Below are 24,866 nucleotides of genomic sequence, written 5' to 3'. Positions count from 1 at the left end.
GCTACTCCTCGGGGACCGCGCGCACAATCTCGGCCAGCACGCGGTCGGTCGTCAGGCCCTCGGCTTCAGCTTGGAAGTTGAGGATTATTCGATGCCGAAGCGCCGGCAGCGCGACTTGGCGCAGGTCGTCGAAGGCGACATTGAAGCGGCCGTCGAGCAGCGCCAGCACTTTCGCAGCAAGGATCATTGCCTGCGCCCCGCGCGGGCTCGCGCCATAGCGCACATACTGGCGAACGACGGGCGGCGCGCCCGGCTGGTCGGGATGGGTCGCCAGCACCAGCCGCACGGCATATTCGCGAACGTGGCGCGCGATCGGCACCTCGCGCGCCAGCGCCCCCATCTGCTCGACGAGAGCGCCATTGGCCACTTTCTCGACCACTACGTGGGCGGCCGAGGTGGTCCGGTCCAGGATCTCGGCAAGCTCGTTCGCCGGCGGATAGCTGACCTGCAGCTTGAAAAAGAACCGATCGAGCTGTGCCTCCGGCAGGGGATAGGTGCCTTCCATCTCGATCGGGTTCTGGGTAGCGAGGACAAAGAACGGCTCGGGCAACCGATGGACGGCAGTGCTGACGGTAACCGTATGCTCCTGCATCGCCTCGAGCAAGGCGCTCTGGGTCTTCGGGGTGGCGCGGTTGATCTCGTCAGCGAGGACGAGGTTGGCGAAGACAGGCCCCGCCTGAAAGCGGAAGGAGCGCCGGCCGTGATCGTCTTCGACGATGATGTTTGTCCCAATGATGTCGGAGGGCATCAGGTCAGGAGTAAACTGGATGCGGCTGAAGTGGAGGTCGAGCGTCTCGGCGAGCGTGCGGACCAGCATCGTCTTGCCGAGGCCGGGCACTCCTTCCAGCAAGACATGGCCTCCCGAGATCAGCGCGACGAGCACAGAACGAACTACCTCGGTCTGCCCGACGATCACTTTCGCGACTTCGCGCTGGATCGCCTCGGCAATGGCTCGAAATTCGCTCGGGGTCAGCGTACGGTCGGAGGTCGTTGTCATTGCGCTCCTTCTCGTTGCCTCGCGTTCGGAAGGCCGTCTCGGCAAGTATCAGGCATCAGGCACCGCAGATACCATTGCCGCCCTCGGAGAACGCGCGACAGGCAGTGAGCGGCCGAGCGCGCGACCACGCTGGTCGGCTCAGGCGAATACATGCTGTGATCGCCAATGTCGGCCGTGCCCTGCTCGCGACCCTGCCGGCGCGGGCCAAAGCGGCGTTGCCGCCGACTGCGAGCAGGCCCGAACCTGGTTCGCCCGAGCGCTGAAATGCGCGCAGGGAGCGCCGCGCCGACATCCCCGACCGCCCGCTCCGCCGGAACGCCCCCTTCAGCGGGGCGCGCCGCGGTTGGGAAGGCGCAACTGTTCTCCTGCTCCGGTGGCACCCTCCGCCGGCGCAAGGCGGTGACCGACCGCTCTCGGCATCGCGCCACAGGTCGCCCTCCGCAACCATTTCGACGGCGTCGCTTCGCGCCTCAGCCGGGACGCAGTGCAGCGCCTTGCGGAGGAACCGCCCCGAGGACTGACCGTCGTTGGGAGCGACGCGGAGACGGCACTGGGCCGCACTCGCCTCGGCGCCTCGCCGGACGGCAGGCCGTCGCGCTCTTCCGAGCGGGACAAGCGCCGCGTGTTTTGCCGGCGGGCTAGACCGTCGGCCTCAACGAGCGCCGAAGGCAGCGCAAACAAAAATGCGCTGGGATCTCTCCCAGCGCGCCGATGCTGCGCAGATCTCAGTGGCCGCCGCAGCCGCAGCCAGACCCGCAGCCGCCTGCGGCAGCGTGGGCATGCCCGCTCTCTTGCTTGACCGTAAACGATTGGCCGCAGGCACAGCTCGCGACGGCGTTTGGATTGCGGATGGTGAACCCCGAGCCCATCAGGCTGTCGACGTAGTCGATCTCGGCACCATAGAGGAGCATGGCGCTTTCGCCGTCGATGAGGATATCGAACTTGCCCGCCGGCACGACCTCGTCGTCTTCTTGGCGCTGATCGTCAAACATGAGGCCGTACTGATACCCCGAGCAGCCGCCGCCGGCAATAAAGACGCGCAAGCTGTACCCCTGCTTGCCCTCGCGCTCGAGAAGCTGCTCGACCTTCTGCACTGCATCGGGAGTAATCGTGATCATTGGCGATCCGCCTCCAGTGTCAGCTGCGCCGGAACACCGGCGCTCACAAGGTGACAACGGAAGTATCACCCCCGGCGTGGGGGGGTGTCAAGCGAAGCGGAGGATGACGGTGTCGGCAGTAGCCCCGCCGCTTCAACAGCGGCGCGCAGCCCCGCCGGCCAAGCAACCGGCAGGAGATGGACACCGGCAACTCCCTCGATCGCGCGCAGGCGGTTGATCAACGCAGCGGCGATGGAGGCGCCCACCTGGGCGCCATCCGTCGGCCCGGCGGCCTCGAGCTGGCCGATGATCGCGGGGGGAACCGGCTGGCCGAGGTGATCGCCAAGCCAGCGCGCCGAGGCGGCCGAACGCAGCACGCCTACCCCCGGCAGGATCGCGACGCGCTGGTGGAGGCCACGCCGCCGGACTTCCGCCATCCAGTCGGCAAACCGATCGGCCTCCCACACAAACTGGGTTTGGATGAACTCGACCCCCGCCTCGACCTTGCGCTCGAGACGATCGACCGTCGAGGAGATCGGCCCTGCAAAGGGGGCCTCCGCCCCGCCGATGACAAAGCGGGGCGGAGCGGGAAGAGGGCGGCCGTTATCCAGTTCGCCCGCGCGCATGCGGGCGATCAGCCGGATGAGCCCGAATGAGTCGAGATCGAACACCGCTTTGGCCGTCGGGTGGTCCCCCGCTGTCACCGGGTCGCCGGTCATCGCCATCACGGCGCGCACCCCAAGCAGCCACGCCCCGATCAGGTCGCTTTGGAGGGCGAGCCGATTGCGGTCGCGACAGACCAGCTGCACAATCGGCTCCACCCCCTCCTGAAGCGCAATCGCCGCGCCGGCGAGCGGGCTGGCATGGACGGAGGCGCCGGGGTTGTCGGTGATATTGACGGCATCGACCACCGCTCGCGCCTCAGCAAGGCGGCGGCGAAACAGGCTTGCGTCGCCGCTGCGCGGGGGAGAGAGTTCCCCCGTCACCACGAACGCCCCGGCCTTGAGGCGGCAGGCAAACCGGCTCACCACTTCTGCGCTCATCCCTTTGAGTGTACGCAACCGAGGCCGCGACGAAGAGCGGTTCGGCGGTGATCTATGATGGCAGGCACCGGGAAGATGGAGAGAGCGATGGCACGACGCGGCATTTCGCTCGCCTACAGCGAGCTGACCGAGAAGGCGGACCTGGCGCGCAAAGCGGACGAAGCGGGCTTCGACTACATCTGGAACTCGGGAGAGAGTATCCCGGTGTTCGGGGCGATGAGCCTGACGACAAAGCGGGCGAAGATCGGCAGCGGGGTGATCCGCGCCTTTGCTCACGATGCGCGGTCGTTAGCGCAGCACTGCGTTGACCTGCAGGTTCTCTCGGGCGGACGCTTCATCCTCGGCCTCGGCGGCGGGACCAAGCGGATGAACATCAACCAGTTGGGCGAGGCGTTTGAGCACCCAGCGAGCCGGCTGCGCGAACTGATCCGGCTGTTCCGGCTCGTTTGGACAACGCCAAGCAGCGAACCGGTCACCTTCGAGGGGACGTACTACCGCTATGTCGGCAGCGGGATGGGCGCCTCCCGCCGGCGGCCGCAGGAAGTGCCGCTGACCCCCATCTACCTTGCGGCCGTGAACCGCGCGATGTTCCGGCTCGCGGGGGAGCTGTGCGATGGGCTGTGCGGGCACCCGATCGCCTCGGTTCGATTCATTCAGGAGGTGGCGTGGCCCTCGATCGACATCGGGCTCGCCCGTGCCGGCCGAACGCGTGACGGCTTTGACCATCAGGCGTGGATCATCACGGCGATCAGCAACGACCGGAAACAGGCGCTGCGCGAAGTGAAGTTCCACATGGGTCGCTTCATGGCAACGCGCTCCTACGCGATCGTCCTTGACTCGCAAGGGCTCGAATCCGTGCGCCACGCCATCCAAGAGGCGTTCTTTCAGCACAACGAGGACCCAGAACGGCTGATCGCTGCCGTTCCCGACGAAGTTGCCGAACAGCATGCCATCTTCGGCACGATCGACGACGTGCGCCGGCAAGCGAAGCGGTATGAGGAGGTGGTCTCCACGATGACGTTCTATACCGCGTCGTTCCTGATGTCGCCGGAGCGGATCCGCGAGAACATCAACCTGATGATCGAGGCGTTTGGCCGCTGAGTCGGTCGAGCGCCTCGAAATAGCGCACCGCCTCTTCCAGCCCCGCCGGCGACCCCACTTCATAGAAGCGCGTCGTCACTTCATAGCCGGCGAGCTCGCCACGCGCGGCAAGGTCATGCTGGACGTCGGCAAGATCGAACGGCTGGTCGGCAGGGTAGCGGTCGAACACGCGCGCTTCGAAGGCGTTGAGGCCGTAATCGAGATACTCCATCTCCGGTGTTGGCGCGCGCTTGTCGTAGCAGACCACGCGGCCATCCCGAAAGACGACATTCGAGCGATCCCAGCGCCCGGCGTTGCGGAAGACCGTCATCAGCGCCGGCTTGCCGCTGGCGAGAAACGCTCGCTCGACGGCAGCGTAGTCGATGTCGAGATAGGAGTCGCCATAGAGGGTGAAAAACCGCTCGCCAAGCACCGGCAGCGCCGCTTTGATCGCGCCCCCCGTTCCGCGAAGCTGCGGCCCATCGAAGACGTAGTCGATAGCGACGCCGTAGCGGCTGCCGTCGCCAAGCTGGGCAACGACCTGCTCCCCCAAATAGCCGAGGAGATAGACGAGGCGGGTATAGCCGTTCTGGCGCAGCAGGGCGATCTGGCGCTCAGCGAACGGCCGGCCCGCAACGTCGATCAGCACCTTGGGGATGCGCTCGGTGATCGGCCGCAGGCGGGTCGCGAGTCCGCCGGCGAGAATAGCAACAGGCAGCGGCACAGCCGGAGTATACCGGGATTGCCTGCGCGCTCTCCCGCTTGCTCTGGAATGAGATCTATGGGCGAACTCTCCGATTGAGCAAAAGCCGGCGCCTCTCCCTGCCGAAGATAATTGGCGGAGCTTTCTCGGTCTAGGAGGGAGATGAGCTTATCCTCGAGCCGCGTCGTGGCGATGCGATCCTCGTCTCTGTCCGCCCCGACGACCCCGTAAGGCGGCTGGTGGCCTTCATGCCGACCGTTGGGAGGGGATCGCCCCACAAGAGTACGTTCGCCATCTCGGCGGACCTCCCGCAGCCATGCCGGAGCAGGCGCAGCGGAAACGGCCAGCGGCAGCAGCGAGCGGACGATCGCTGCACGGCTCGAACTGCTGACCGCGCACAGCACCGTCGCGCTGGACTCCTCGCTCTCTATCTGTTCCAGAACTCCTCCGCGGAGGCAAAACCGGCGGGCACTCTCTTAGACGCGAGAGCGCACGGTCGTCTTCGCGGGATAACGTCATTCCTGACCCAGATGGAGATCGAGGTGCGTCCTCTTGCCCTTGGCCGCCCAGAAGCGCGTCACGATTATCGCATCCTGATGACGCGGTTCCGCACCTTTCTGTTGATGATAGCTGGAGGCTCAGTGAACAGCGTCGCCACGCCGCCGCCCTGCAAGCCCGCTTCGGGCTGAGACAGCGGGAGGCGATCCACCTTGCCGCTGCAGTCTCACGCGGCGCGGCCGCGTTCGTCACGAATGATCCGACCCTGCCCCGCTTTCCCGGGCTCGACATCGTGCTTCTGCGCGACTTTGTGACATACCGAGGAGCATGCCGCCAGACCGAACGATGCCGCTCTTCGCTGTTGCCGGTGATAGAACAAATGTTCTATCCTTGCTCGAGGAGGAGACGATGGCGCGCGTTCAGTACGTCGAGCGGCCGTGCAAGCAGCTGATCAATCGGGTGAGCGGGATGCCGTTCCTCTGGAGCGCCAATCCGTACCGCGGCTGCGTTCACGACTGCCACTATTGCTTCGCTCGCGCGACGCACACGTTTCTCGATCTCGACGGCAGCCAGTTTGGGAAGGTCGTCTTCGTGAAGGTGAACGCGCCCGAAGTGCTTCGCGACGAGCTGCGGCGCCCGTCGTGGCGGCGCGAGCGGGTTTCCCTCGGCACCGCCACCGACCCCTATCAGCCGATCGAAGGGCGCTACCGGCTGACGCGCCGCTGCCTCGAAGTGTTCGCCGCGGAGCGCACCCCCGTGACGATCGTCACCAAGGGTACGCTCATCGTCCGCGATCTCGATGTTCTCCAAGGGCTGCGCGACGCCGCGGGGGTCACCGTCTGCTTCAGCATCCCGACGCTCGACCGGCGGCTGTGGCGCACCCTCGAGCCCGGCACGCCGCCCCCGGAGCAGCGGCTGCGCGCGCTTCAGCAGGTGACGCAGGCGGGGATCCACGCTGGGGTCCTGCTCGCGCCGATCATCCCCGGGCTGACAACCCGCGATGATCAGCTCGCCGCCGTGATGCGCGCGGCCAAAGCGCACGGGGCGCGGTTCGTTAGCGGCAATGTGCTCCATCTGCGCCCTGGCGTCCGCGAACATTTCTTCGCCTATCTCGCCCGCGAGCACCCCGGCCTCTTGCCGGTCTACCGCAAGCTGTATCCGGGCGCGTACGTCAGCGACCGTTTCAAGCTGCAGATTGCTGCGATCCTTCAGCGGCTGCGCGACCGGATTGGGATGCCGCATGAGGTCGCGCCGCCGGTCCCTGCCGCGCCGCCGCCAGAGCCGATCCAATTGAGCCTGTTTCAGCCGACTGTTCGGCGCGCTGGGTAGCTGCCCTCACGCTGCGCCGTTCTCTACACTGGCACCATGCCGACCGCGAAGAGCAACGCAACGCCGAGCAGCGAGTCTGCCGTCCTCTTCTGTCGCGCCGTCCTGCTGGCGCTGCTCGGCGCGAGCGCCGTCGCGGGTGCGGTCTGGGCTGCGAGCGGCAGCAAGCTGATCTACACGGACGAAATCGCGTTCTTCCGCGACTTTCGCCGGATCGCGGCCGGCCAGTGGGAGGCGATCCGCATTCCGCACCCGCCGCTCTATACCGCGCTCGGCGGGCTGAGCGTCCGCCTCGTCGGCGAGGGCACGCTCGCGCTGCGGCTCCCTGGATTGATCGCCTCGCTTGCAGCGCTCCTCCTCGTCCCGGCGGTCTGCCTCGCGATCACGGAGCGGGCCGACCGGGCACGGCGGGCCGCGCTGCTGGCGCTCGCCGGGCTGGCGCTCCAGCCGCTCATCCTTCAAGGCAGCCTGCTGCTCGACATCGACAACACTGTAATGACGGCGGCGCTGCTCGGCTGGATTGCCGCCGTCGGCCTGAGCGCCGCCCGGCCAGCCTGGCAGCAGACGCTCCTTGTCGGCGCGACGTTTGCTCTGCTCCTCTGGACGAAGCTGCTGCCTGCGCCCGCGCTCTTTGTCGTGACGCTGCTCGCCGTGTTCGGTCTCGCCCGCCAACGGCTGGCCCCGCTCGCCGCCGGCCTGCTGGCCGGCGCGGTCGCCTTCGGGATCTCCTTCGCCATCTTCCTCGCCGCGAGCGGCAGTGACCTCGCGGTCTATCTCTCGACCGTCGCCCGCAGCCGCCAAGCGCTTCGGCCCGAGCAGTATTTCAGTCGGGCGGTGATGGGCGGCGGCATCCAGATGTTCTGGATCGGGCTACCGTTCCTCGCGCTGATGCTCACTGCAACACTTGCGACCCTTCGCGCCTTTTTCCGTCGCCGCGAGCATCCCGTCGCGGCGTGGTGCTCGCTGTCGGTGCTGGCTGGCTTCGCGCTGTTCACCCTGGGCAACGAACTGCCGATGGGCTTTCCGCGCTATCAGGTTCCGCTCGTCTGGGTGGGAACGATCGTGACGGCATCCTGGCTCGCCGGCCTACCGTGGCGACCCGATTGGCAGTTCGCGGCGGCCGCTGTGCCGGCGCTCGGCCTCTATTTCTGGCTGGCCGTCCGCGACCCCCTCGCGCCGCAGTACGCGCTCACCGTCATGACCGACTCCGTGGCGGAGCGCCTCGTCCGCGGTCTCGAGATCGCGCTGGTCGCGATCGTCATCCCGTTCGGGCTGACGTTAGCCGCCGCCCTGGCGCGCTTTCGGCGCGTCGGCCGAGCGCTGCTCGCGGCGACGCTGTTCTTCAGCGTCGCCTACTGGAGCGCGCTCTCCGTTGCGCAGTTCGCTGCTGAGTACGCCACGATTTACGAATACGGGCGTCGCGGCGGCTGGGAAGCCGGTGCGCTCATCCGTGCGGGGACACCGGCCGGCAGCGAGATCGTCGCGCCGCTCGAACTGGTCTACGCCTCCGGCCGGGAAGGGCAGTTCATCTATGACTACCTCTGTCCCGACTGCCTCCCTGCTCTGCTCGATCGGCTCGACCGCGCCCCGCCGGCAGCCTTTGCCTTCTCCCAGAAAGAGGAGCGCCGCTACTCGGCGCTGCTCCATCACCCCGCCCTGCTCGCCCGGCTCGCCGCCTGCTACGAGCCGGCGCGGCCGACCGGCTCCTACATCGTCTTCCTCCGGCGCGCCGCCCCCTGCTGAGCGCGCATGCGGCCCGCTGCGGCGTTTCGGGTTCACCTCGGAGCCGAGGAGGAAGCGAGAGCACAGCCGGCCCGGCACTCTGGGCGCGTTCTCTGCGACTGCGCTTCTGGCCGTGAGTGCGGCGCAGGCAGCCATTGTCAGGAGGAGCAGTCCGCGATGACGCGACGGCAGCTCCCGAGCGGAACATTCTCCTGCCGGCCGGGCTCGGGCGCCATCGGAGCGCGGCGCGGTCGGCACGCCGGCGCCCCCGCGACGGCCTGCAGCACGACCTGCTCAGCGGAAACGCTGTCGCTCGCCGAGGCTTCGCCGCTGCTCGACACGGCGCTGCCAGCCGACGGCCGGAGGTCATCGCGCGCCGCCATCACGCCGCCGTCCTGCACGCAGGCTGGCGAATGGCTGCCGGATTTGCGGCGGCGGACGGGAGGGGCCTTCCTCGCCGATGGGCTCCACGGCAGCCGCGCCACTGCGCTGTCGCTGCAACCGGAACCGGCCTGCCCAAGGCCTGCAATGCCGACTGCAGGACGCGGTCTGCATTGCGCCTGCGCCCCGTGGACGACGGGGGCACGCGGACACGCGTCTGCGACGTGCGCGGCGGCTGGCTGCCGAATGCGGCGGCAACCGCCAGAGCGCCGTCTGCCTGCGCAGCGAGCGGCGGTGCCTACTTGCCCGATGCAGCCCGCAGCCTCTAGAGTGCGCCCGCGAAACGGTGCATGGTCGGGAGGCATAATGGCGCAGTTTGTGGTCTACGGCGGCACGGGGATCACTGGCAAGCGGATCGTCCGGCGCCTGCTCGAGCAAGGACACGCGGCGCGGGTCGTCACCCGAGATCGGCAGAAGGGGGCAGCGCTGGCGGAGGCGGGCGCAGAGATTGTGGAGGGCGACATCAACGACCGCGAATCGATCCGGGGCTCGGCAGCCGGCTGCCAATACGCGCTCCACTGCACGAGCGGCATGCTCCAAGTTGCCGAAGACGGCTCCCGCCCGTATGCGGCGTCGCTCCGCAACATTCTTGAGGAAGTCGCCCGCCCCGAACTGGAAAAATATGTCTGGACCGGAACAACGGCCGTCTACGGCGACCGGCCGGGCGAGGTGATCGACGAGAGCGCGCCGATTAACGTGATGAACGCGATGGGCGCCGCGACGCGCGAGATGGAGGAGATCATCGAGCACGTCGGTCGCGAGCGGGGCATCCCGTGGGTCATCTTGCGCGTGCCGGGCATTGCTGCCCCGGAGCGCGCCACGCTCTGGCTCCTCGTTCGCGAAGGCCGCTTCGCCATCTTCGGCAATGGCGAGGCAGTGACGCCGATGATCCATGTCGATGATCTCGCCGAGGCGTGCATTCTCGCGGCGCTGCGCGGCACGCCGGGCAGCTATTACAACCTGAACTCCGACGAGGTGATGACCACGCGCGAGTTCTGGGCCTACTCGGCGGAGCGGATGGGCGTCGCGCCGCCGCCCGTTATTCCGGAGGACGCTCTCTCCGAGCAGCAGCGGCCGCTGCGCATCCTCGCAATGAACGTCTCAAACGCGAAAGCGAAGCGCGAGCTTGGCTTGACGCTGCGCTACCCGTCGCACCGCGCCATCGCCGACGCCATTCTCGCCACCTTGCCGCCCGCGTAGGCGCGCCGTCTTCTCTCAGCTCCGCTGCGCTGCTCGCTTAGCGGGGCGAACCGGCGTCGCAGGCGCGCGAACGGAGCAGAGGGACAGCACCAGCAGGAGCAGGAGGAGAGTGCGCTCAGAGCGGCGTGATGCCGAGCGCTGCCTCGGCCCAGAAGCGTATTCCAGCGAGGAGCAGGAGCTCGGCAAGCGCAAGCGTGATCGCGAGCGAGCCGGGGCCGAGCAAGTCGGCAAGGCGCCGCGCTTGGCCTTCGCGCCGCACTATGCTCAGGACGATCAGCAGGTTGATGGCGACCAGCAGCCCGCCAATCCCCGCAACCGAGATGATCGACACGGGATAGAGCAGCAGCCAGAACCCCGTCAGCACGATCGCGACGAAGAGCGCCTCGACAGCGAGCAGGCCCGCTAGCCCGCGCAGCCCGACGAGCGGACGCGCAGGCCCATTGCGCCAGACAGAAAAGTTGACAATCGGCAGCACGAGCAGGGCGATGCCCAGCCCGCAGAGCGTGCCGGTGATCAGCCGCAGCCAGTTCTGCGGCGGATAGGCGTGCGGCAGCCTCAGGTCGAAGAAGAGCGCGTTCACGCCGTCAAAGCCCATGACGGCGATGAACAGGAGCGCCAGCGCCATCACCGGCACCGTCGGCATCCCGGTCCATTTGCCCCGTCCAGCGAGCGCGAGTGTGAGGATGGCGATGAAGAAGCCGCCGTAGATGCCGATCATCCGCGCTTCAAGCGGCGGCTGGACATCCCCGAAGAAGATCGAATGCCCCGGGCGCTGGGCGCAGACGCCCGCCGACAGAATGCGCAGCTTCTCCAAGAAGGGCAGGGGAAGAAACACGAAGCCCGCGCCGATCAGCCCCAGCAGGGCAAGAGGCGCCCAAAACCGCAGCCCGCGCGCCCGCGCCGCCGCGACCAGCTCCATCATGCCGAGCTCATCCTCTTCCTCGCCAAGTATAGCCGCCGACCATGATTCCTGACGCCCGCCCCAACCAGCCGCCCGGCAGCGCAGGAAGAGGCCGGCGACCGGCAACGCCCTGGCGCACCTTCTCACCGTCATCGACCCTGCCCCGCTCGTCGGTCTCGCCTCCGTAGCAAGCAGCGGACCGATGGGCGCCATTCGCGGCCGCGCCTTCGTCGAACGCGGAGCGACATCCCTGTCGGCGCGGCCGGTCGACTGGCCGCTGCCGCCTTCCCCGCGTCTGCCATCGCCCTCTCTGCTCCATCGGCCGCTGCCAAGCAGCCAGCCGCGCCGGAGCATCTCTCATCAGCGCACGGCCAGCGGACAAGCACCCTGCTGCGCTCGAGCGGTTCCTCGCCTCGCGCGCCTCGGGGCAGCGGCTCCAGCGCTAAGCGGGCGCGGGCGGCACCCTGGGCCGTTCTGTTGTCAGCTGGTCGGCGTCGGGGTCGGCGAGACCGGCGTGACAGTCGGCGTCGGCGGTACAGGCGTTGGGGTCGGGCGGGGGCGCGGCGGGTCGGAGACGAGGCGCCGGAGCTCATCGATGACAAAGCGCGAGACAAGATAGATCGGCCCGTCGTCGCCGAGGCGCACGTAGTAGCCATCGGCAAGCGCGGTCTGGTCTCCGATCCGGAGCTCGGCGCGAGAGCCGTCCTTCTTGGTGACAATCGCGCTTGAGGTCGGATTGGCGAGCCCGTACTGTCCCAACTGCGAGGTATCGGTGAGCACCCGGTTTGCGGTGAGGGGGAGGAGCCGGCCGGCGATGCTGAGCATGCGCACTTGGTCCGCATCGCCGTCCGCCGGCTCGATGAGCAGCCAGTCGCCGCCGGGCGGGCGGTTGAGAAGGACCCGCCCCTCAGCGGTGCGCACCTCAAGCGTCGCGAGATCGTCCGGCGAGCCGCTCAGAAGGGTGACCGGCGTGGGCCGCGGGGTCACACCCGGAGCGGGCGGCGGCTCGCGGTTGACCTCCACCAGGAAGACGTAGGCTCCGAGGACCGCGGCGATTGCGACAAGAGCGACAGTCAGGCGCGGGTTCACCGCCGCTGCCACCAGACTGCCGCTCCTGCCCCAAGCACCACAAGCGGCAGGAAGAGGACGCTGGAGAAGAGGATGAGGTTCGTCTGCATCGGCGTCAGCAGCAAGCGCTGCTCTTGGTCAGGCGTCTTCGGGGGGATCGCGATCAGCGCTTCTTCCTCCGCCAGCCAGTTGACGCCATTGAGGAAAAGATCGCCATTGCTCGACAGATTGAAGAACTGGTTCGACGCAAAATCGGAGTCGCCGATCACGAGCAGGCGCATCAGGTCGGGGCGCTGCGGCGGGTCGCTGCGGCGCAGCCGCTCCACCTGCTGCGCGACGGGAAGCGGTCCGCGGAGGTCTTGGCCTTCGTTGAATTGAAGTTGGTCGGGGTTGGTCTCCAGCCAGCTTTGGGGGCTGCTCTCCGCGATCGGGAAGATTGAGAGGTTCTCCGGCGGGTTGTCGAGGCGGAGGACCGCCGTGGCGAGCGGGAACACCGTCGGCGCAAGGTCGCGCGTGATCGCGCTGAACTGATAGCGCTGGATGACGAGCGCCCCAATATCCTGCGGGAGCGACGAGGCGGGGTCGATGATGATGCCGTTGCCGACACGCAGCCCGTAGCTCTCAAGCAGCGGCTCGAGGCCATGCTGCGCCCGCGGGTCGATGAGGAGGAACATCTTGCCGCCGCCGTCGAGATAGTTCTGGAGGGCGCGCCGCGCGCTCTCGTCGAAAGGACGGCGTGGCCCCGCGACGACAACCACCGCGGCATCGGCGGGGATTGTCGGGGTGGTGAGCAGGGTGATCGTCTCGACGAGGTAGTTGAGACGCTCGAGGTTCTGTTTCGCGAGGCTGAGGCCGGTCCGGTCGCTGGACGCTGGGTCGAGCTCGCCGTTGCCGGTGGTGAAGTAGACCTTTTTCTGGTCGCCGCGCATCACTTTGAGGAGCGCGCCGGTGACGTTCGCTTCGGTGACGCTGGTGATCTCGGTCCGGCGTCCTCCTGATTCGAAGACGAGCGTGCCGCCAGTGCGCACCCCGAGCTGGCGAACGAGCGCTGGCTGGGTCTCAGGGTCGATATATTCGATCGCCAGCTTGTCCGTCCGAACCGTGTATTCCTTCATCAGGTCTTCAGTATCGCCGCGCCGCGGGTCAGTCACGGTGTAGAAGGCAGTGATCTTGACCGGCTCGCGCAACTGCTGAAGCACCTGCAGGGTTTGGGGCGAGAGGGTGTACTGCTTGGTGCGCGTCAGATCCCAGCGCGTCGAGTAGCGGGTCGAGAGGAAGTTAACGAGCCCGAGGATGAGAAAGAAGGCGACCACGGCGAGCAACGAGTTCGCGCCGTAGCGCGTCGCGCGCCCCGTCGCCGCTTGGCGGATGGTGCTGATCGAGCCGGTCGCCCAGAAGACCGCGAGCGCGGCGCCGACGGCGACCAAGATTTGCACTGGACCCGTAAAGTCGCGGGTGACCAGCCACCATCCCGCTGCGACCAGCAGCAAGCCGGCAGCGATGGCGCCGGCAAAAGGCGTCAACCGTTCAAGCCGCTCGTTCCACGTCATATCCACCTTCGGGCGCCAACGACTTGGACGGTCGCGAAGAGCGCGGCGGCCGTGAGCGAGAGGTAGTAAACGATGTCCTTCGTGTCGATGACGCCGCGCGAGAAGTCGGTGTAGTGATCAATCGCGGAGAGATAGCGCAGCACGTCCCGCACTACTCCCTGAAAGACATCACCGATCGGCGCCGCCAGCCAGAAGACCAGCAGCAGCGCGAAGGCGAGCACGGCCGCAATGATCTGATTTTTCGTGAGGGCGGAGGTAAATAAGCCGATGGCGATGAAGCCTGCGCCCAGCAGGATCAGCCCAAGGTAGCCGCTGATGATCGGCCCGGGGTCGGGCCTGCCGTAGATGAACAGCAGAAAAGGATAGTAGAGCGTCAGGCCGAGCATAACCCCGAGCAGCGCGAGCGCGCCCAAAAACTTGCCCAGCACCAGTTCCCAGTCGCGCACGGGCGAGGTGAGCACCAGCTCGATGGTGCCCGTCGCCTGCTCCTCAGCGAGCAGCCGCATCGTGATCAGCGGCGTGATGAACAGGAAGATGACGCGGAAGTTGTCCAGCGCAAAACGGAGGCTGGCTTGGTTGGTCAGGATGACGGAGAGGGCAAAGAAGATCCCCGTCACCACGAGGAAGCCTGCGGTGACAACATAGGCAAGCGGCGAGGCGAAATAGGTGCGCAGCTCCTTGCCCGCGATGGTCAGCACCGTCATGCCGTCACCTCCGCCGGCTCAAGAGGCGCTTCCTCGGTGGTCAGCTTGAGAAAGATCTCTTCGAGGCTCATCCCGACGGGACGCAGTTCGCGCAAGCCCCATCCGCGCCGCACGATCTCGGCCGCGATCTCTTCCCGCGGGTCGCTCTCCGGCGCGGTATCCACGAGGAACCGTCCCCGTTCCGTCTGGTCCGGGATCACTGCCAGCACGTTCGGCATCGCGCCGAGCACCGCCGCCACCTCCTCCGCCGGGCCCCGAACGTGGATCAGCAGACGGTCGGACGAGCGCAGCCGGTTTGTCAGGCCTTCCGGCGTGTCTTCCGCCACCAAGCGTCCTTCGTTGATGATGACAACGCGCTGACACGTCTGGCTCACTTCGGGAAGGATGTGGCTGCTCAAGATGATGGTGTGCTCCCCCGCCAACGACCGGATGAGGCGGCGCGTCTCATTGTTCTGGCGCGGGTCGAGGCCGGCAGTCGGCTCGTCGAGGATAAGCACGGGCGGATCATGAACGAGCGCTTGCGCCAGCCCGACGCGCTGACGATACCCTTTCGACAGTTTGCCGATGATCGTGTTCGCCACATCGTCGATCCGGCACTTGGTCATCACGTCGTCGACGCGGCTGTTGAGCGTCTTGCGCGGAACGCCGCGCAAGGTCGCCATATAGCGGAGATAGGAGCGGACAGTCAGGTCGGTATAGAGCGGGGTGTTCTCCGGCAAGTAGCCGATGCGCCGACGCGCTTCGATCGACTGCTTCATCACGTCGAACCCGTCGATCGACGCTGTCCCCGAACTCGGCGGAATGAAGCCCGTCAGGATCCGCATCGTCGTGCTCTTGCCGGCGCCGTTCGGACCGAGAAAGCCGAGGATTTCGCCCTTGGCAACGCGGAACGTCAGGTTTTCGATCGCAACGCGGTCAGCGTAATACTTCGTCAAGTTTTGGACATCAATCATGGCGCATCCGAGCACCCGGGAGCGCTTGCGCGATCCCAGCGCAAGCCGCCGAATCCTAGGAAGGCGCTCGGGCGGAGGTCAAGCGACGCGGCCGCTTCTGAGCAATCTTTTAGCCAGTGCCCCGGCAACAGTTGACGGAAGGGGCGCCGTCCGATAGCCTCCCGGCAGTTGGGCCGTCGCCGCTTCTTGTGAGGATCGTGACGACGACTTCGTTCCCGCCGCCGGTGACCTATCGACGGATACGTCGCCAGCTCTCTCGCTTCCTAGCTCGGCTGGAGATCACAGCCCGCCCGTGGCTCCGCGCCGTGGGGCTTCCCGGGCGGCGTGCCTCCGTCACGCAGGCGCAGGCGCGCCGTCGCCAGCTCGCTCTTGCCGAACTCGGTGCGCGGCTGCGCGAAGCCCGCGAGTACCGGCATCTCTCGCTCGCTGCTGCGGCTTTGGCGACCCAGATCCGCGTCGAACACTTGGCGGCGTTGGAAGCGGGGGACCTCCGCGCGCTCCCCGGCCGCGCCTACACCCGCGCCTTTGTCCGCACCTATGGGAGGTATCTCGGGCTCGACCCGGACGACCTCCTTGCGCTGCTGCCGAGCCTGCCCGAACGGGCGCCCGGGAACTTTCCGACGATGCCGACGCCGAGAGCGCCGAACTTCATCCTGTGGGTCACCGTCGGGGCGTGCGTCATCCTGTTCTCGTGCGTCGGCTGGCTGGCGCTGCAAGCAGCGCTGCAGGCTATTGCGCCGCCGCCGAGCCAGTCGGTGCTGGATGCGCCCGGCCCGCGCTCGGCGCCGGTCGTGCTCGACGCGCAGCCGCCGACCCCGAGCCCCACGCCCACGCCGCCGGTCAACCTCGTCGTCCGCGCGCGCGAGCCGATCTCGCTCCTCGTCACGCTCGACAACGCTGTCGTCTTTTCCGGCACCCTCGAGGCCGGTCAGAGCCGCTACTGGTCAGCCGAGACCGTCCGGCTGCGAACGTCGAACGCCGCCGCGACCGAAGTGATCTACAACGGCCAGCCGCGCCCGACACTCGGCCGCCGCGGAGAGACCGTCGAGCTGGAGTGGGGCGCCCCGCCCACGCGCCCTGCCGGCACGCCCGGCCCCGCCGTCTTCGCCACCGCGACTTCAACCCCCCTCCCGCCCCCGCCGATCCCCACCGGCGAACGGCCGCGCTAACTCGGCCGCCCGCTCCCGCAGCGTCGTCCCTGAGCGGCCGCCGTCAGAGCGGCCGCGGCTCGAACCGCACCCCGCGCTCAGCACGCGTCAGTCGCCCGACCGCCGGGCTGTGCTGAAAGATGAGCAGATGTCCCTCGCGGACGGCCTCGCTGACAACCGCGCGCTTTGTCTCCAGCGAAACGAGGGGGAGGACATCGTAGGCGGCCACCCACGCCAGCCGCTCGAGCTGGACAGGGCGCTGCGCAAGGTCGGCGAGAAAGAGCGCCGTTTCGCCGGCATCGTGAATGCGGACGATGCAATGATCGGCCGTATGACCGGGCGCCCGTTCCAGCCGCACGGCCGGCGTCACCGCGATGTCGCCGGCAACGAAGTCGACGACCCCCGCCTCCTCAAGCGGACAGTAGTTCTCGAGAAGATAGGTTGCGCGGGTGCGCTCATTCGGGCGACACGCCGCTGCATATTCGCCTTGCTGAATGAGATAGCGCGCGCGGGGAAATGCAGGAACGACCTTCCCGCCGCGCTCAGCCGTATTGCCCCCGCAATGGTCGGCGTGGAGGTGGGTGTTGACCACGAGGTCGATGTCTGCCGGCTCGACACCCGCAAGCGCAAGGCTGTCATGCAAGCCGGGCGCGTCGTGGAGGTCGAGGTTCTGCCGCATCCGCGGCGAGACTTTGTCGCCGTAGCCTGTGTCGACCAGAATGCGCAGGCCGTTCGCTTCGATGAGGAGCGAGCGCAGCTCGAACCGGATCCGGTTGGCGGCATCGGGCCGCTCTTCACGCTCCCACAGCGCCCGCGGGACGATCCCATAGGCGACACCGCCATCGGTCAGATACCAGCCCGCCGAGAGCAGATGCACGGTCACCGTTCCGATGCGCAAGCGGGGGATCATCGCACGACCACCAAATCGGCGAGGGGCAGGCGCGAAGAGGACGCTGCAGGAGCCGCGGGGTAGCCGACCAGAATGAGCGCGCGCGGCGCCCACGCCGGAGGCAGCGCGAGCGCCTCACGAACGGTCTCCGGACAGAATGCCGGCGCGCAAATCCAGCAGGCGCCGAGCCCGCGCGCCCGCGCCGTCAGCAACAGGTTTTGGACGGCAGCGCCGAGACTGTGCTCAGCGGTCAACCATTCGGCGGCGCGCCGCTCGGCATCCGGATAGACGTCCAGCCGCTCTCCCGTCAAGCAGACGACGATCGCGACCGGCGCTTCGATCAGGCGGCGGCGCCGCGTTTCGACCTTCTGCAGAACCGGCTCGCTCGCTTCGCGGTGCGCGGCGAGGTCCGCCCGCCAGCGGTCGGCCATTGCCTCAGCCAGCCGTCGGCGCGTTTCGCCGGCACGAACGAGGACGAACCGCCACGGCTGGCTGTTGTGAGGAGAGGGCGCCCACCGCGCTGCATCGAGCAGTGCCTCCACCTCGGCGTCAGCGACCGGGTCGGGACGAAAGCGGCGCACCGAGCGCCGCGACCGGATCACCTGCTCGACCGTTCCCCGCTCAATGGCGTTCAGCACTGCTCTGCTCCCTGTGCAGCGCGATTATCAGGCGCCGGCACCGGAGGAGCAAGCGAGGGCGATGGCTAGACTGCACGGCGATCGGTGTGGCAGGATTGCCGGCGGAGGAGCAGATGGATTACGTCGGCCTTGCCTCGCAGGCGATCGCGATCCTCCGTCAGACGCGGACGCTGTGGCTCTTCGCGATCCTCATCGCGCTGGTCGAGCCGTCGTTCGCGCTTGGCGGGAGCCCGAGCTTCAATTTCGACTTCAACATCTTCGACTTCAACATCGCGCCGCGCACGCCGGCCGATGAGGGGGCGGTTGTCCGCACGCTGATCTTGGCCCTCATTCCTGTGCTCTTCATCCTCGGGCTGTGGATCATCGCGACGTTCTTCGTCGCGCCGCTCGCTCGGGGAGGCATCGTGTGGAGCGCATGGCGCGGCGCAGCAGGGGAAGACCCGCCGCTCAGCGACGTCTTCCGCGCGGCACAGGCACGCTATGGTCCGCTGCTGATCATTCAGGCGCTCACCCTCATCGTTCCCGTGGCGCTGGCGCTGGTGGGGGCGATCGTGGCGTCGCCGGCTATCGGCCTGATCGCGCTCTTAGGAGGCACCCGCGAGCCGCCGCTCGGCGTTGTCGTTCTCGGCATTGCGGCGTTGATTGTCGTGCTGCTGGTGATACTCGTCGCGGTGGTCTTCCTTTTCATCGCGGGAGCGATTGTTCTGCAGTCGCTCGTCACGCTCGCGAGCATCGAGGTGATGGTCGCCGGGAGCGGGGCCGGCGCCGCGCTGCGGACTGCGTGGCAGCTGATCACGCGCCATCTTGGCCCGATCGCCGTGATCGCGCTTCTCTTTGCCGTGCTGAACGGGATCATCGGCGCGCTTGCAGCGCTTCCCGTGACGGCGATCCTGTTTGTGCCGCTCGCGCTCGCGCCGGGGGGGACGCCGCCTTTCGGTCTGCTCTTCGCCGCGATCCTCATCTTAGCGCTGCTGACGGCGCTGTTTCAGACGCCCGTCCAAGCGCTGCGCTACACCTATTTCACGCTGCTTCACCGGGAATGGACCGCGCGCGAAGAAGCGGGAGTAATATCGCGGTAGTAGGTGTGGTACTGGTCGACCAGCCAGGGGTCGAAGGGCAGTCGCGACTCCGCGGCAGCAGCGCGCACCTCGCTGGCATAGTAGCGCTCGATCCCGTCCTCGCTCTCGTAGTAGTACAGGGTGGCGTAGCGCCGCGGTGCGCCGTCCTGCCAGTAGCGGCGGGCACCAACTGCGCCGGGCGCGCGGCAGAGCAGCTCCGCATGCTCGGCATACCACGCTTCGAACCGGTCGATCATGGGAGCAATGACCGTGATCGTCACCAGCTGGATCGGCAGCGGCGACCCGAGCAATGGACGGCCGAGCGGGTTGATCTCGGCGCGAAAGGGATAGACCTCGACTTTGCGAAGCGGCAGCCGCTCCGCCGGAAGCGCAGGCGGCGGGATCTCCTCCTCGACCTCGCCGCAGAAGAGCCACTCGGTCGGCTCGAACACCCCGCGAAACGGCTGATACAGCCGCGCGCCGGCCACGCGCCGGAGCGCCGGCTGACGCTGCAGCTCCTCCCAGACCGCTTCAGACGAAGTTCCGCGCGGCACGCCGACCCGCAAAAGCAGAAGAAGAGAGGCCATCGCTCGCTCCGACGCCAAGGTAGCGCGATCGTACTCTCCTCGCCGGGAGAGCGCAGGCGTCCTTAGACCGGAAGCGGAGCGAGCAGGCGGTTCTGGGCGTCGACGTGCACCACCCGCGGCCGGATGTTCCGGACTTCGGACTCCGGCACAAAGCTGTAGGCAATGATGATGACGCGGTCGCCGACATTGACCAGCCGAGCGGCAGCGCCATTGACCTGCACTTCGCCAGAGCCGGCCGGCGCGGGGATCGCGTAGGTCTCAAGACGCGCCCCGTTGTCGATGTCAACGACTTGCACCCGCTCGTAGGGGGCGATATCGGCTGCCTCAAGCAGCGCCTCGTCGATGGTGATGCTTCCCATGTAATCGACATCGGCCTTCGTGACCGTCGCCCGGTGAATCTTTCCCCGGAACATCTGCCGGAACATGTGATCCTCCACGCCGAGTCCTGGACACGCCCGACGAGGCGGATCGCGAGATCAGGGCTGCCTTCCGGCCACGCACGGTCCAGAGGCGGGTCAGGAGGGAGCGTGCTCTCGGTCGATCTCGGTCGCCACGGCGATCCAAGTCGCCTCAAACTATAGCCGAATTCGGCCTCGCGCTGCTCGCCGAGCCGGGCATACAGCGCTCCCTATCTTTCCCGGCAATTGGATACCAATATCCAATATAAAAGCAGCGTTGCGCGCAGTTAAGTGCTCGTCCTCTTGCGCTTTCGTTCCTAGGATGGCAGCGAACGCAATCGTGAGGATGAGCGTCATGCGGATCGCGCTGGTTGAAGTCGGTCTTGCCTCCATAGCCGTCGCCTGCGCCGCGCTGACCGGGCTCGCGCTGCAGCGGGAGGATCCTGCTGTCCTCGGAAGCGTGGCCACCGTTTTACTCGCGGGGCGGCTTTTCTTGCGCTGACGCAGGCGAGGCGACCGCTCACGCTACAATCGAAGCGTGAGGGAGCGCGTTTTTCATCTCCTCGAATTTGATACTATCCGCGAGCAGCTCGCCCGACAGACCTCGTTCTCCGTCAGCCGCGAACTCGCGCTCGCGCTCCAGCCGGAGAGGACGCTTCCTGCCGCTGAGCGCGCCCAGCAGGCGACTGAAGAGGCGCGGGCCCTGCTCCGCCTGAAGCCAGGCATTTCGGTTGGAAGCGCCCGCGATGTGCGGGCGCCTGCCCGTCAGGCCGCCCTCGGCGGCGTGCTTGAGCCGTTCGTCCTCCTCGATATCGCCGCCACCCTCCAGACTGCGCGCCAGCTGCGCGCCACGCTCATGCGGCTCGCCGACCGCTTGCCAGTGCTCGGTGAGCTCGCCTCTGACCTTGTCGACTGCTCCGCAGTCGAAGAGGAGATTGCCCGCTGCATCGGCCGGCGCGGTGAGGTGCTCGACAGCGCAAGTGCACCGCTCGCCCGCATTCGGGCGGAATTGCGCGCTGCCCACGATCACCTCCGCGCCCGCCTCGACCAGTACATTGCTTCTCCCCTCGGCAAGATGGTGCTCCAAGAGCCCATTGTCACGGTTCGGGAAGGACGCTATGTCGTTCCCGTCAAGGCAGACTTCAAGGGGCAGGTGCGGGGCATCATTCATGACGTGTCGGCGAGCGGCGCGACAGTCTTTCTCGAGCCGCTGGAAATCGTCGACCTGAACAACCGCTGGCGCGAGCTCCAGCTCGAGGAGGAGCGGGAGATCGAGCGCATCATGCGCCGGCTTTCGGCGGAAGTCGGCGAGCATGCGCCGGCGATCATCGCCAACGTTGACCTCCTCGGTGCGATCGACCTTCAGCTCGCCAAAGCGCGGTATGCCGAGGCGCTCGGCGCAACGCGGCCGCGCCTTGTCCCTGTCCGCCCGCCGTGGCAGCTTGACCTGCGTCAGGCGCGGCACCCCCTGCTTGGAGAGCGGGCGGTTCCCATCTCGGTCGACCTGTCGAGCGACGAGTTCGTGCTCGTCATCACCGGCCCGAACACCGGCGGCAAAACGGTCGCCCTCAAAACGGTCGGGCTCTTGACGATGATGGCCTTGGCGGGCCTGCCTCTCCCTGCCGCCGCCGGGTCGACCGTGCCCGTTTTCCGCCACGTCGCGGCTGACATCGGGGATGAGCAGAGCATCGAGCAGTCGTTGTCGACTTTCAGCTCGCACATTGGGACCATCGTCGAGATCCTGCGGGAGGCTGACCCGGCCACCCTTGTTCTGCTCGACGAGCTGGGCGCAGGAACCGACCCCGCTGAAGGGTCGGCGCTGGCGCGGGCGATCTTGGCCTATCTTGTCCGTCGCCGCATCCCGACAATCGCGACCACGCACTACAGCGAAGTGAAAGTGTTCGCCCATGGAACGCCCGGAGTGCGCAATGCGTCGGTCGAGTTCGACCCCCTTACCCTTGCGCCGACCTATCGGCTGATCCTCGGCACTCCCGGCGCAAGCAATGCGCTCGCCATTGCTTCTCGGCTCGGCCTCTCTCCCGAGATCATCGAGGAGGCGCGCACGCTCGTTTCGCCGACCGAGGCGGAAGTGGAGCGGCTCCTTGCCGACCTGCAGCGCGAGCGCGATGCGCTTGCGGCAGAACGCCAGCGCGCCGCCGCCGCCGCCGCCCAGGCTGAGGCGGAGCGGGCCAAGCTTGCGGAAGCGCTGGCGGTGGTCGAGCGCGAGCGCGACCGCCTTGCCGACGAAGCGCGAACCGAGCTGCTGCGCGAGGCCGACGAACTGCTCCGCGCGCTGCAGCGCGCCGCAGCGGCCGCCGCGTCGCCGACCAACGCCGATGCGGCAGCAGCGGCCGCAGCAGAGCTTGCGGCGGCGCGCCAGGCCTTTCCCCCCCGTCCGGGGGGGCCCCGCCACCCACGACGCGCACCGCTTCGCACCCGTCCTCTCCGTGTCGGCGACCCGGTGCGTCTGCCCCGCCTGGGGCAGGTCGGCGAGCTTGTTGCCCTCTTTCCCGAGCGTGAAGAGGCCGAGGTGTGGCTGGGGACGATGAAAGTGCGGGCGCCGCTGCGCGATCTCGAGCCGATGTCGGCTGCTGAGGCCGCGCGCGAGCACCGGCGAGCGCACCTCGAGCGCCGCGTCACGCTCCCACCGCCGCCCCCCTCTCCGGGCACGCAGCTCGACCTGCGCGGCCGGCGCGCCGACGAAGCGGCAGAAGCGCTCGACCGCTACTTGAACGATGCCTACCGCAGCGGCCTGTCGGAGGTGCGAGTCATCCACGGCAAAGGCACCGGTGCCCTGCGGCAGGTCGTTCGAACCCACCTTGCCGCCCACCCGTTGGTCCGCGAATGGGCTCCGGCTGCCTTGAACGAAGGCGGCGAGGGCGCAACGATCGCCAAGCTCGCTGTGTAGCGCTCCACGCTCGGCCGGCACAACGACAGCGAAGCGGGCATCTCTCCTCGGCTGGGATGGCAAAGCGGCCTCCGCCGGCCGATATGCTCGCGGCAACGCGCCGGCGCGAAGCTGTTCTCGATCCCAATCGAAAGCGCTCGCCCGATAGACTTTCGGGATCGGCAGGCTGTCTGCTAGCCTTCCGAAGGCGATGATGCCCCGCTGAATGGAGGAGCAAGTGAGGGGATGGATCGGCGTCGGCTGCTGACCCTCGTGCTGATGATGCTTCCGGTCGCCTTCGTGTGGTGGGCCGCCCTTGTTCCTGCGGCAGCGCAAGCGGCCCGGTGCGTCGGGATCATCCTGCCATGGGAGAGCGCTCCCGAGGCGGCGCTCCCCTGCGAGCCAGCCCCAAGAGAGCGCCGCCTCGAGGCGTTCCAGCAGACGTATCCCTCGCCGACGCCGACGCCGCCCGGGCCGTCGCCGACGCCGTACGTCTCGCCGACACGCCCGCCGGCACAGACGTTCACCCCGACCGCGACACCGCCCGGCGGGGCGACGGCGACGCCAACCCGCACCGCGACGCCGACCCCAACCCGGACAGTCACGCCGACTGGCTCACCGGTCACCGCCACGCCGACCCCGGGGCCGGGCACGCCGACGGCAACCAGGACGGTGACACCCACTGTCACCCCGCCTCGCCCCGTTGGCACCCCGACCGCTACCCTCGCGCCCGGCACGCCGACGGCCACGATCGGCCTTCCCCGCACTGGCGACGGCACCTACCGCGGCGACCGCAGCGGCGATGCAGGGCTTCTTCTCGTCGGAGGGGCGGCGCTCGCTTTTGGCGTGGCGCTGGCGCTCCGAGTTCGCCAGAGCCGCCGGGCAGCGCAATGACCATCAGCCGGCCGCGAAATCGTTCGGGTCGAGCTTCTTCACGACGTAGCGCGCCGTGCCGATCATCCCGACATCATGATCGAACATCAAGCCCGCGAGCTGTTTTCCATCGATCAAGGCGATCCGCTTGTCGATCTTGTCAACGTACGACCGTGCTTCCTTGGTGAAGTCTGAGGTGGTGATGAAAATGCCTTTCGTCGCTCGATGCGCCATCAGCGCGCCAGCGAACGATCGAACCGCGTCGACCGGCACAGCGCCCTGCCACCGCTTCGCTTGGACGGAGATCGTATCAAGACCGAGCCGATCTTCATCGATCACTCCATCGACGCCGCCATCGTTGCTTCTGCCGATCGCTCGGCCGGACTCCGATCTTGACCCCCGGTAGCCCAAGGCGAGCAAGAGGTCGACGAGGATTTGCTCGAAGCGCGCCGAGCTCACCTCTTGCAGACGCTCCACGATCTCAGCAATGCGCGCCTCGCGGAGGGCTTGGTAGCTTCGCGCCAAGGCTTCTTCAGGGGATTCCTCAAGCGGGGGCAAAGCGGCGGCGCGATCCCGGATCACGGCATGCGGGCGGTTCTTGCTGGTGGACCGACGGAACTTACGATACTCCGGAAACTGGTTGAGGAACGCAAAATCGATCCTGCCCGGATTCTCGCGGAGCACCGCCCGTCCGCGCTCGGTGATGCGATAGACGCCTCGCGTCGGCGCCTCAAGCAGCAGCGCCTTACTGAGATGCGTCCGCGCCCAGCGTACTTGGTAGTCGAAGCGTCTCTCCTTCCCGCTCGACAGCAGTGCGGCGCGCTCAGCGGGGGTCAGCGCGAAATGGCGCGCAAGATACTCGAGGACTTCGGCAAACGTATGGTCGTTCCCATCCTCAAGAAGGCGCAGGAACGGCAGCAGCATCGCTTCATACGTCGGTATCACTCGACCCCTCGGTTCGGGAACAGCAATATAAGATAGTATCGTATCCATCGTGAGCGGGCAGAATGGTCTAGGGCAACGGAGAGCGCCTGTCCAACCGGCGCTCAGCATGGCTGCTGCGCAGCAGGCGCATCACGGCCGCTCGCAGCGCATATCCTCGCCG

The 24,866-nt window shown here is 67.5% G+C and carries 22 protein-coding genes and 1 pseudogene; 9 read left to right on the top strand and 14 right to left on the bottom strand.

Annotated features, from left to right (window positions below; translation table 11 throughout):
• Position 1 precedes the first annotated feature (1 nt).
• The 3 genes from NZ773_05185 to NZ773_05175 all read right to left on the bottom strand — a co-directional run bounded on the left by NZ773_05185 (position 2) and on the right by NZ773_05175 (position 3,137).
• On the bottom strand, positions 2-997 hold the full coding sequence (locus NZ773_05185) for a MoxR family ATPase (protein MCS6801319.1): 996 nt from the start codon (positions 995-997) through the stop codon (positions 2-4).
• A gap of 725 nt (positions 998-1,722) precedes the next feature.
• Positions 1,723-2,115 carry an iron-sulfur cluster insertion protein ErpA gene (gene erpA / locus NZ773_05180; GenBank protein ID MCS6801318.1) on the bottom strand — a complete coding sequence of 131 codons (393 nt, stop codon included), beginning with the start codon at positions 2,113-2,115 and terminating at the stop codon, positions 1,723-1,725.
• A gap of 65 nt (positions 2,116-2,180) precedes the next feature.
• On the bottom strand, positions 2,181-3,137 hold the full coding sequence (locus tag NZ773_05175; protein ID MCS6801317.1) for a methylenetetrahydrofolate reductase: 957 nt from the start codon (positions 3,135-3,137) through the stop codon (positions 2,181-2,183).
• A gap of 87 nt (positions 3,138-3,224) precedes the next feature.
• Between NZ773_05175 and NZ773_05170 the strand changes: the two genes are divergently transcribed.
• Positions 3,225-4,238 carry an LLM class flavin-dependent oxidoreductase gene (locus NZ773_05170; protein MCS6801316.1) on the top strand — a complete coding sequence of 338 codons (1,014 nt, stop codon included), beginning with the start codon at positions 3,225-3,227 and terminating at the stop codon, positions 4,236-4,238.
• Here the strand turns inward: NZ773_05170 and NZ773_05165 are convergent.
• A complete protein-coding gene (locus tag NZ773_05165; protein MCS6801315.1) occupies positions 4,207-4,941 on the bottom strand; it encodes a nucleotidyltransferase family protein in 735 nt (244 codons plus the stop codon). The genes NZ773_05170 and NZ773_05165 overlap by 32 nt on opposite strands.
• 885 nt (positions 4,942-5,826) lie before the next feature.
• On the opposite strand from NZ773_05165, the gene NZ773_05160 reads away from it, so the two are divergent.
• The 3 genes from NZ773_05160 (at position 5,827) to NZ773_05150 (ending at position 10,107) form a co-directional block, all read left to right on the top strand.
• Complete coding sequence (locus tag NZ773_05160; GenBank protein ID MCS6801314.1) at positions 5,827-6,747, top strand: radical SAM protein; 921 nt, start codon at positions 5,827-5,829, stop codon at positions 6,745-6,747.
• Between the two features lie 36 nt (positions 6,748-6,783).
• Complete coding sequence (locus NZ773_05155) at positions 6,784-8,487, top strand: hypothetical protein (GenBank protein MCS6801313.1); 1,704 nt, start codon at positions 6,784-6,786, stop codon at positions 8,485-8,487.
• Between the two features lie 726 nt (positions 8,488-9,213).
• Positions 9,214-10,107 (top strand): NAD(P)-dependent oxidoreductase, encoded by an 894-nt coding sequence (locus NZ773_05150; protein ID MCS6801312.1) that lies wholly within the window; start codon positions 9,214-9,216, stop codon positions 10,105-10,107.
• A 115-nt stretch (positions 10,108-10,222) separates the two neighbouring features.
• On the opposite strand, the gene NZ773_05145 is transcribed toward NZ773_05150, so the two are convergent.
• The 5 genes from NZ773_05145 to NZ773_05125 all read right to left on the bottom strand — a co-directional run bounded on the left by NZ773_05145 (position 10,223) and on the right by NZ773_05125 (position 15,283).
• Positions 10,223-11,029, bottom strand: coding sequence for a DUF2085 domain-containing protein (locus NZ773_05145; protein MCS6801311.1), 807 nt, complete (start codon positions 11,027-11,029; stop codon positions 10,223-10,225).
• A 459-nt stretch (positions 11,030-11,488) separates the two neighbouring features.
• Complete coding sequence (locus NZ773_05140; GenBank protein ID MCS6801310.1) at positions 11,489-12,109, bottom strand: DUF4340 domain-containing protein; 621 nt, start codon at positions 12,107-12,109, stop codon at positions 11,489-11,491.
• Complete coding sequence (locus NZ773_05135) at positions 12,094-13,626, bottom strand: Gldg family protein (GenBank protein MCS6801309.1); 1,533 nt, start codon at positions 13,624-13,626, stop codon at positions 12,094-12,096. Before NZ773_05135 ends, NZ773_05140 begins: the two co-directional genes overlap by 16 nt.
• Complete coding sequence (locus tag NZ773_05130; GenBank protein ID MCS6801308.1) at positions 13,623-14,330, bottom strand: ABC transporter permease; 708 nt, start codon at positions 14,328-14,330, stop codon at positions 13,623-13,625. Before NZ773_05130 ends, NZ773_05135 begins: the two co-directional genes overlap by 4 nt.
• Positions 14,327-15,283, bottom strand: a complete 957-nt coding sequence (locus NZ773_05125) for an ABC transporter ATP-binding protein (protein ID MCS6801307.1) — start codon at positions 15,281-15,283, stop codon at positions 14,327-14,329. Before NZ773_05125 ends, NZ773_05130 begins: the two co-directional genes overlap by 4 nt.
• Before the next feature lie 197 nt (positions 15,284-15,480).
• On the opposite strand from NZ773_05125, the gene NZ773_05120 reads away from it, so the two are divergent.
• Complete coding sequence (locus NZ773_05120) at positions 15,481-16,452, top strand: helix-turn-helix domain-containing protein (protein MCS6801306.1); 972 nt, start codon at positions 15,481-15,483, stop codon at positions 16,450-16,452.
• Positions 16,453-16,495: 43 nt separating this feature from the next.
• Here NZ773_05120 and NZ773_05115 read toward each other — a convergent pair whose 3' ends face one another.
• Together NZ773_05115 and NZ773_05110 are read right to left on the bottom strand one after the other, a co-directional pair.
• A complete protein-coding gene (locus tag NZ773_05115; protein MCS6801305.1) occupies positions 16,496-17,341 on the bottom strand; it encodes an MBL fold metallo-hydrolase in 846 nt (281 codons plus the stop codon).
• Positions 17,338-17,958: a nitroreductase family protein gene (locus NZ773_05110; GenBank protein MCS6801304.1), complete on the bottom strand. Its 621-nt coding sequence runs from the start codon at positions 17,956-17,958 to the stop codon at positions 17,338-17,340. The genes NZ773_05115 and NZ773_05110 overlap by 4 nt, the downstream gene beginning before the upstream one ends.
• Before the next feature lie 113 nt (positions 17,959-18,071).
• On the opposite strand from NZ773_05110, the gene NZ773_05105 reads away from it, so the two are divergent.
• The gene (locus NZ773_05105) at positions 18,072-19,037 is read left to right on the top strand and encodes a hypothetical protein (GenBank protein ID MCS6801303.1); all 966 of its coding nucleotides are present in this window, start codon (positions 18,072-18,074) and stop codon (positions 19,035-19,037) included.
• On the opposite strand, the gene NZ773_05100 is transcribed toward NZ773_05105, so the two are convergent.
• Both NZ773_05100 and NZ773_05095 read right to left on the bottom strand, forming a co-directional pair.
• Positions 18,989-19,603: a hypothetical protein gene (locus NZ773_05100; protein MCS6801302.1), complete on the bottom strand. Its 615-nt coding sequence runs from the start codon at positions 19,601-19,603 to the stop codon at positions 18,989-18,991. The genes NZ773_05105 and NZ773_05100 overlap by 49 nt on opposite strands.
• Before the next feature lie 62 nt (positions 19,604-19,665).
• Positions 19,666-20,028: an aspartate 1-decarboxylase gene (locus NZ773_05095; GenBank protein ID MCS6801301.1), complete on the bottom strand. Its 363-nt coding sequence runs from the start codon at positions 20,026-20,028 to the stop codon at positions 19,666-19,668.
• Between the two features lie 328 nt (positions 20,029-20,356).
• Here NZ773_05095 and NZ773_05090 point away from each other — a divergent pair, with 328 nt between their 5' ends.
• The 3 genes and pseudogenes from NZ773_05090 to NZ773_05080 all read left to right on the top strand — a co-directional run bounded on the left by NZ773_05090 (position 20,357) and on the right by NZ773_05080 (position 23,782).
• Complete coding sequence (locus tag NZ773_05090) at positions 20,357-20,503, top strand: hypothetical protein (GenBank protein ID MCS6801300.1); 147 nt, start codon at positions 20,357-20,359, stop codon at positions 20,501-20,503.
• Between the two features lie 36 nt (positions 20,504-20,539).
• A complete protein-coding gene (locus NZ773_05085) occupies positions 20,540-22,909 on the top strand; it encodes an endonuclease MutS2 (protein ID MCS6801299.1) in 2,370 nt (789 codons plus the stop codon).
• 420 nt (positions 22,910-23,329) lie between these two features.
• A pseudogene (locus tag NZ773_05080) lies at positions 23,330-23,782 on the top strand (hypothetical protein).
• Positions 23,783-23,785: 3 nt separating this feature from the next.
• Here the strand turns inward: NZ773_05080 and NZ773_05075 are convergent.
• Positions 23,786-24,706 (bottom strand): restriction endonuclease, encoded by a 921-nt coding sequence (locus NZ773_05075; protein ID MCS6801298.1) that lies wholly within the window; start codon positions 24,704-24,706, stop codon positions 23,786-23,788.
• Positions 24,707-24,866: the final 160 nt, after the last annotated feature.

The organism is Dehalococcoidia bacterium (assembly GCA_025054935.1).
Lineage (GTDB): Bacteria > Chloroflexota > Dehalococcoidia > SpSt-223 > SpSt-223 > JANWZD01.
The sequence above is the reverse complement of the archived record's forward strand: the minus strand, read 5'-3'. Positions and strand labels throughout refer to the sequence as shown.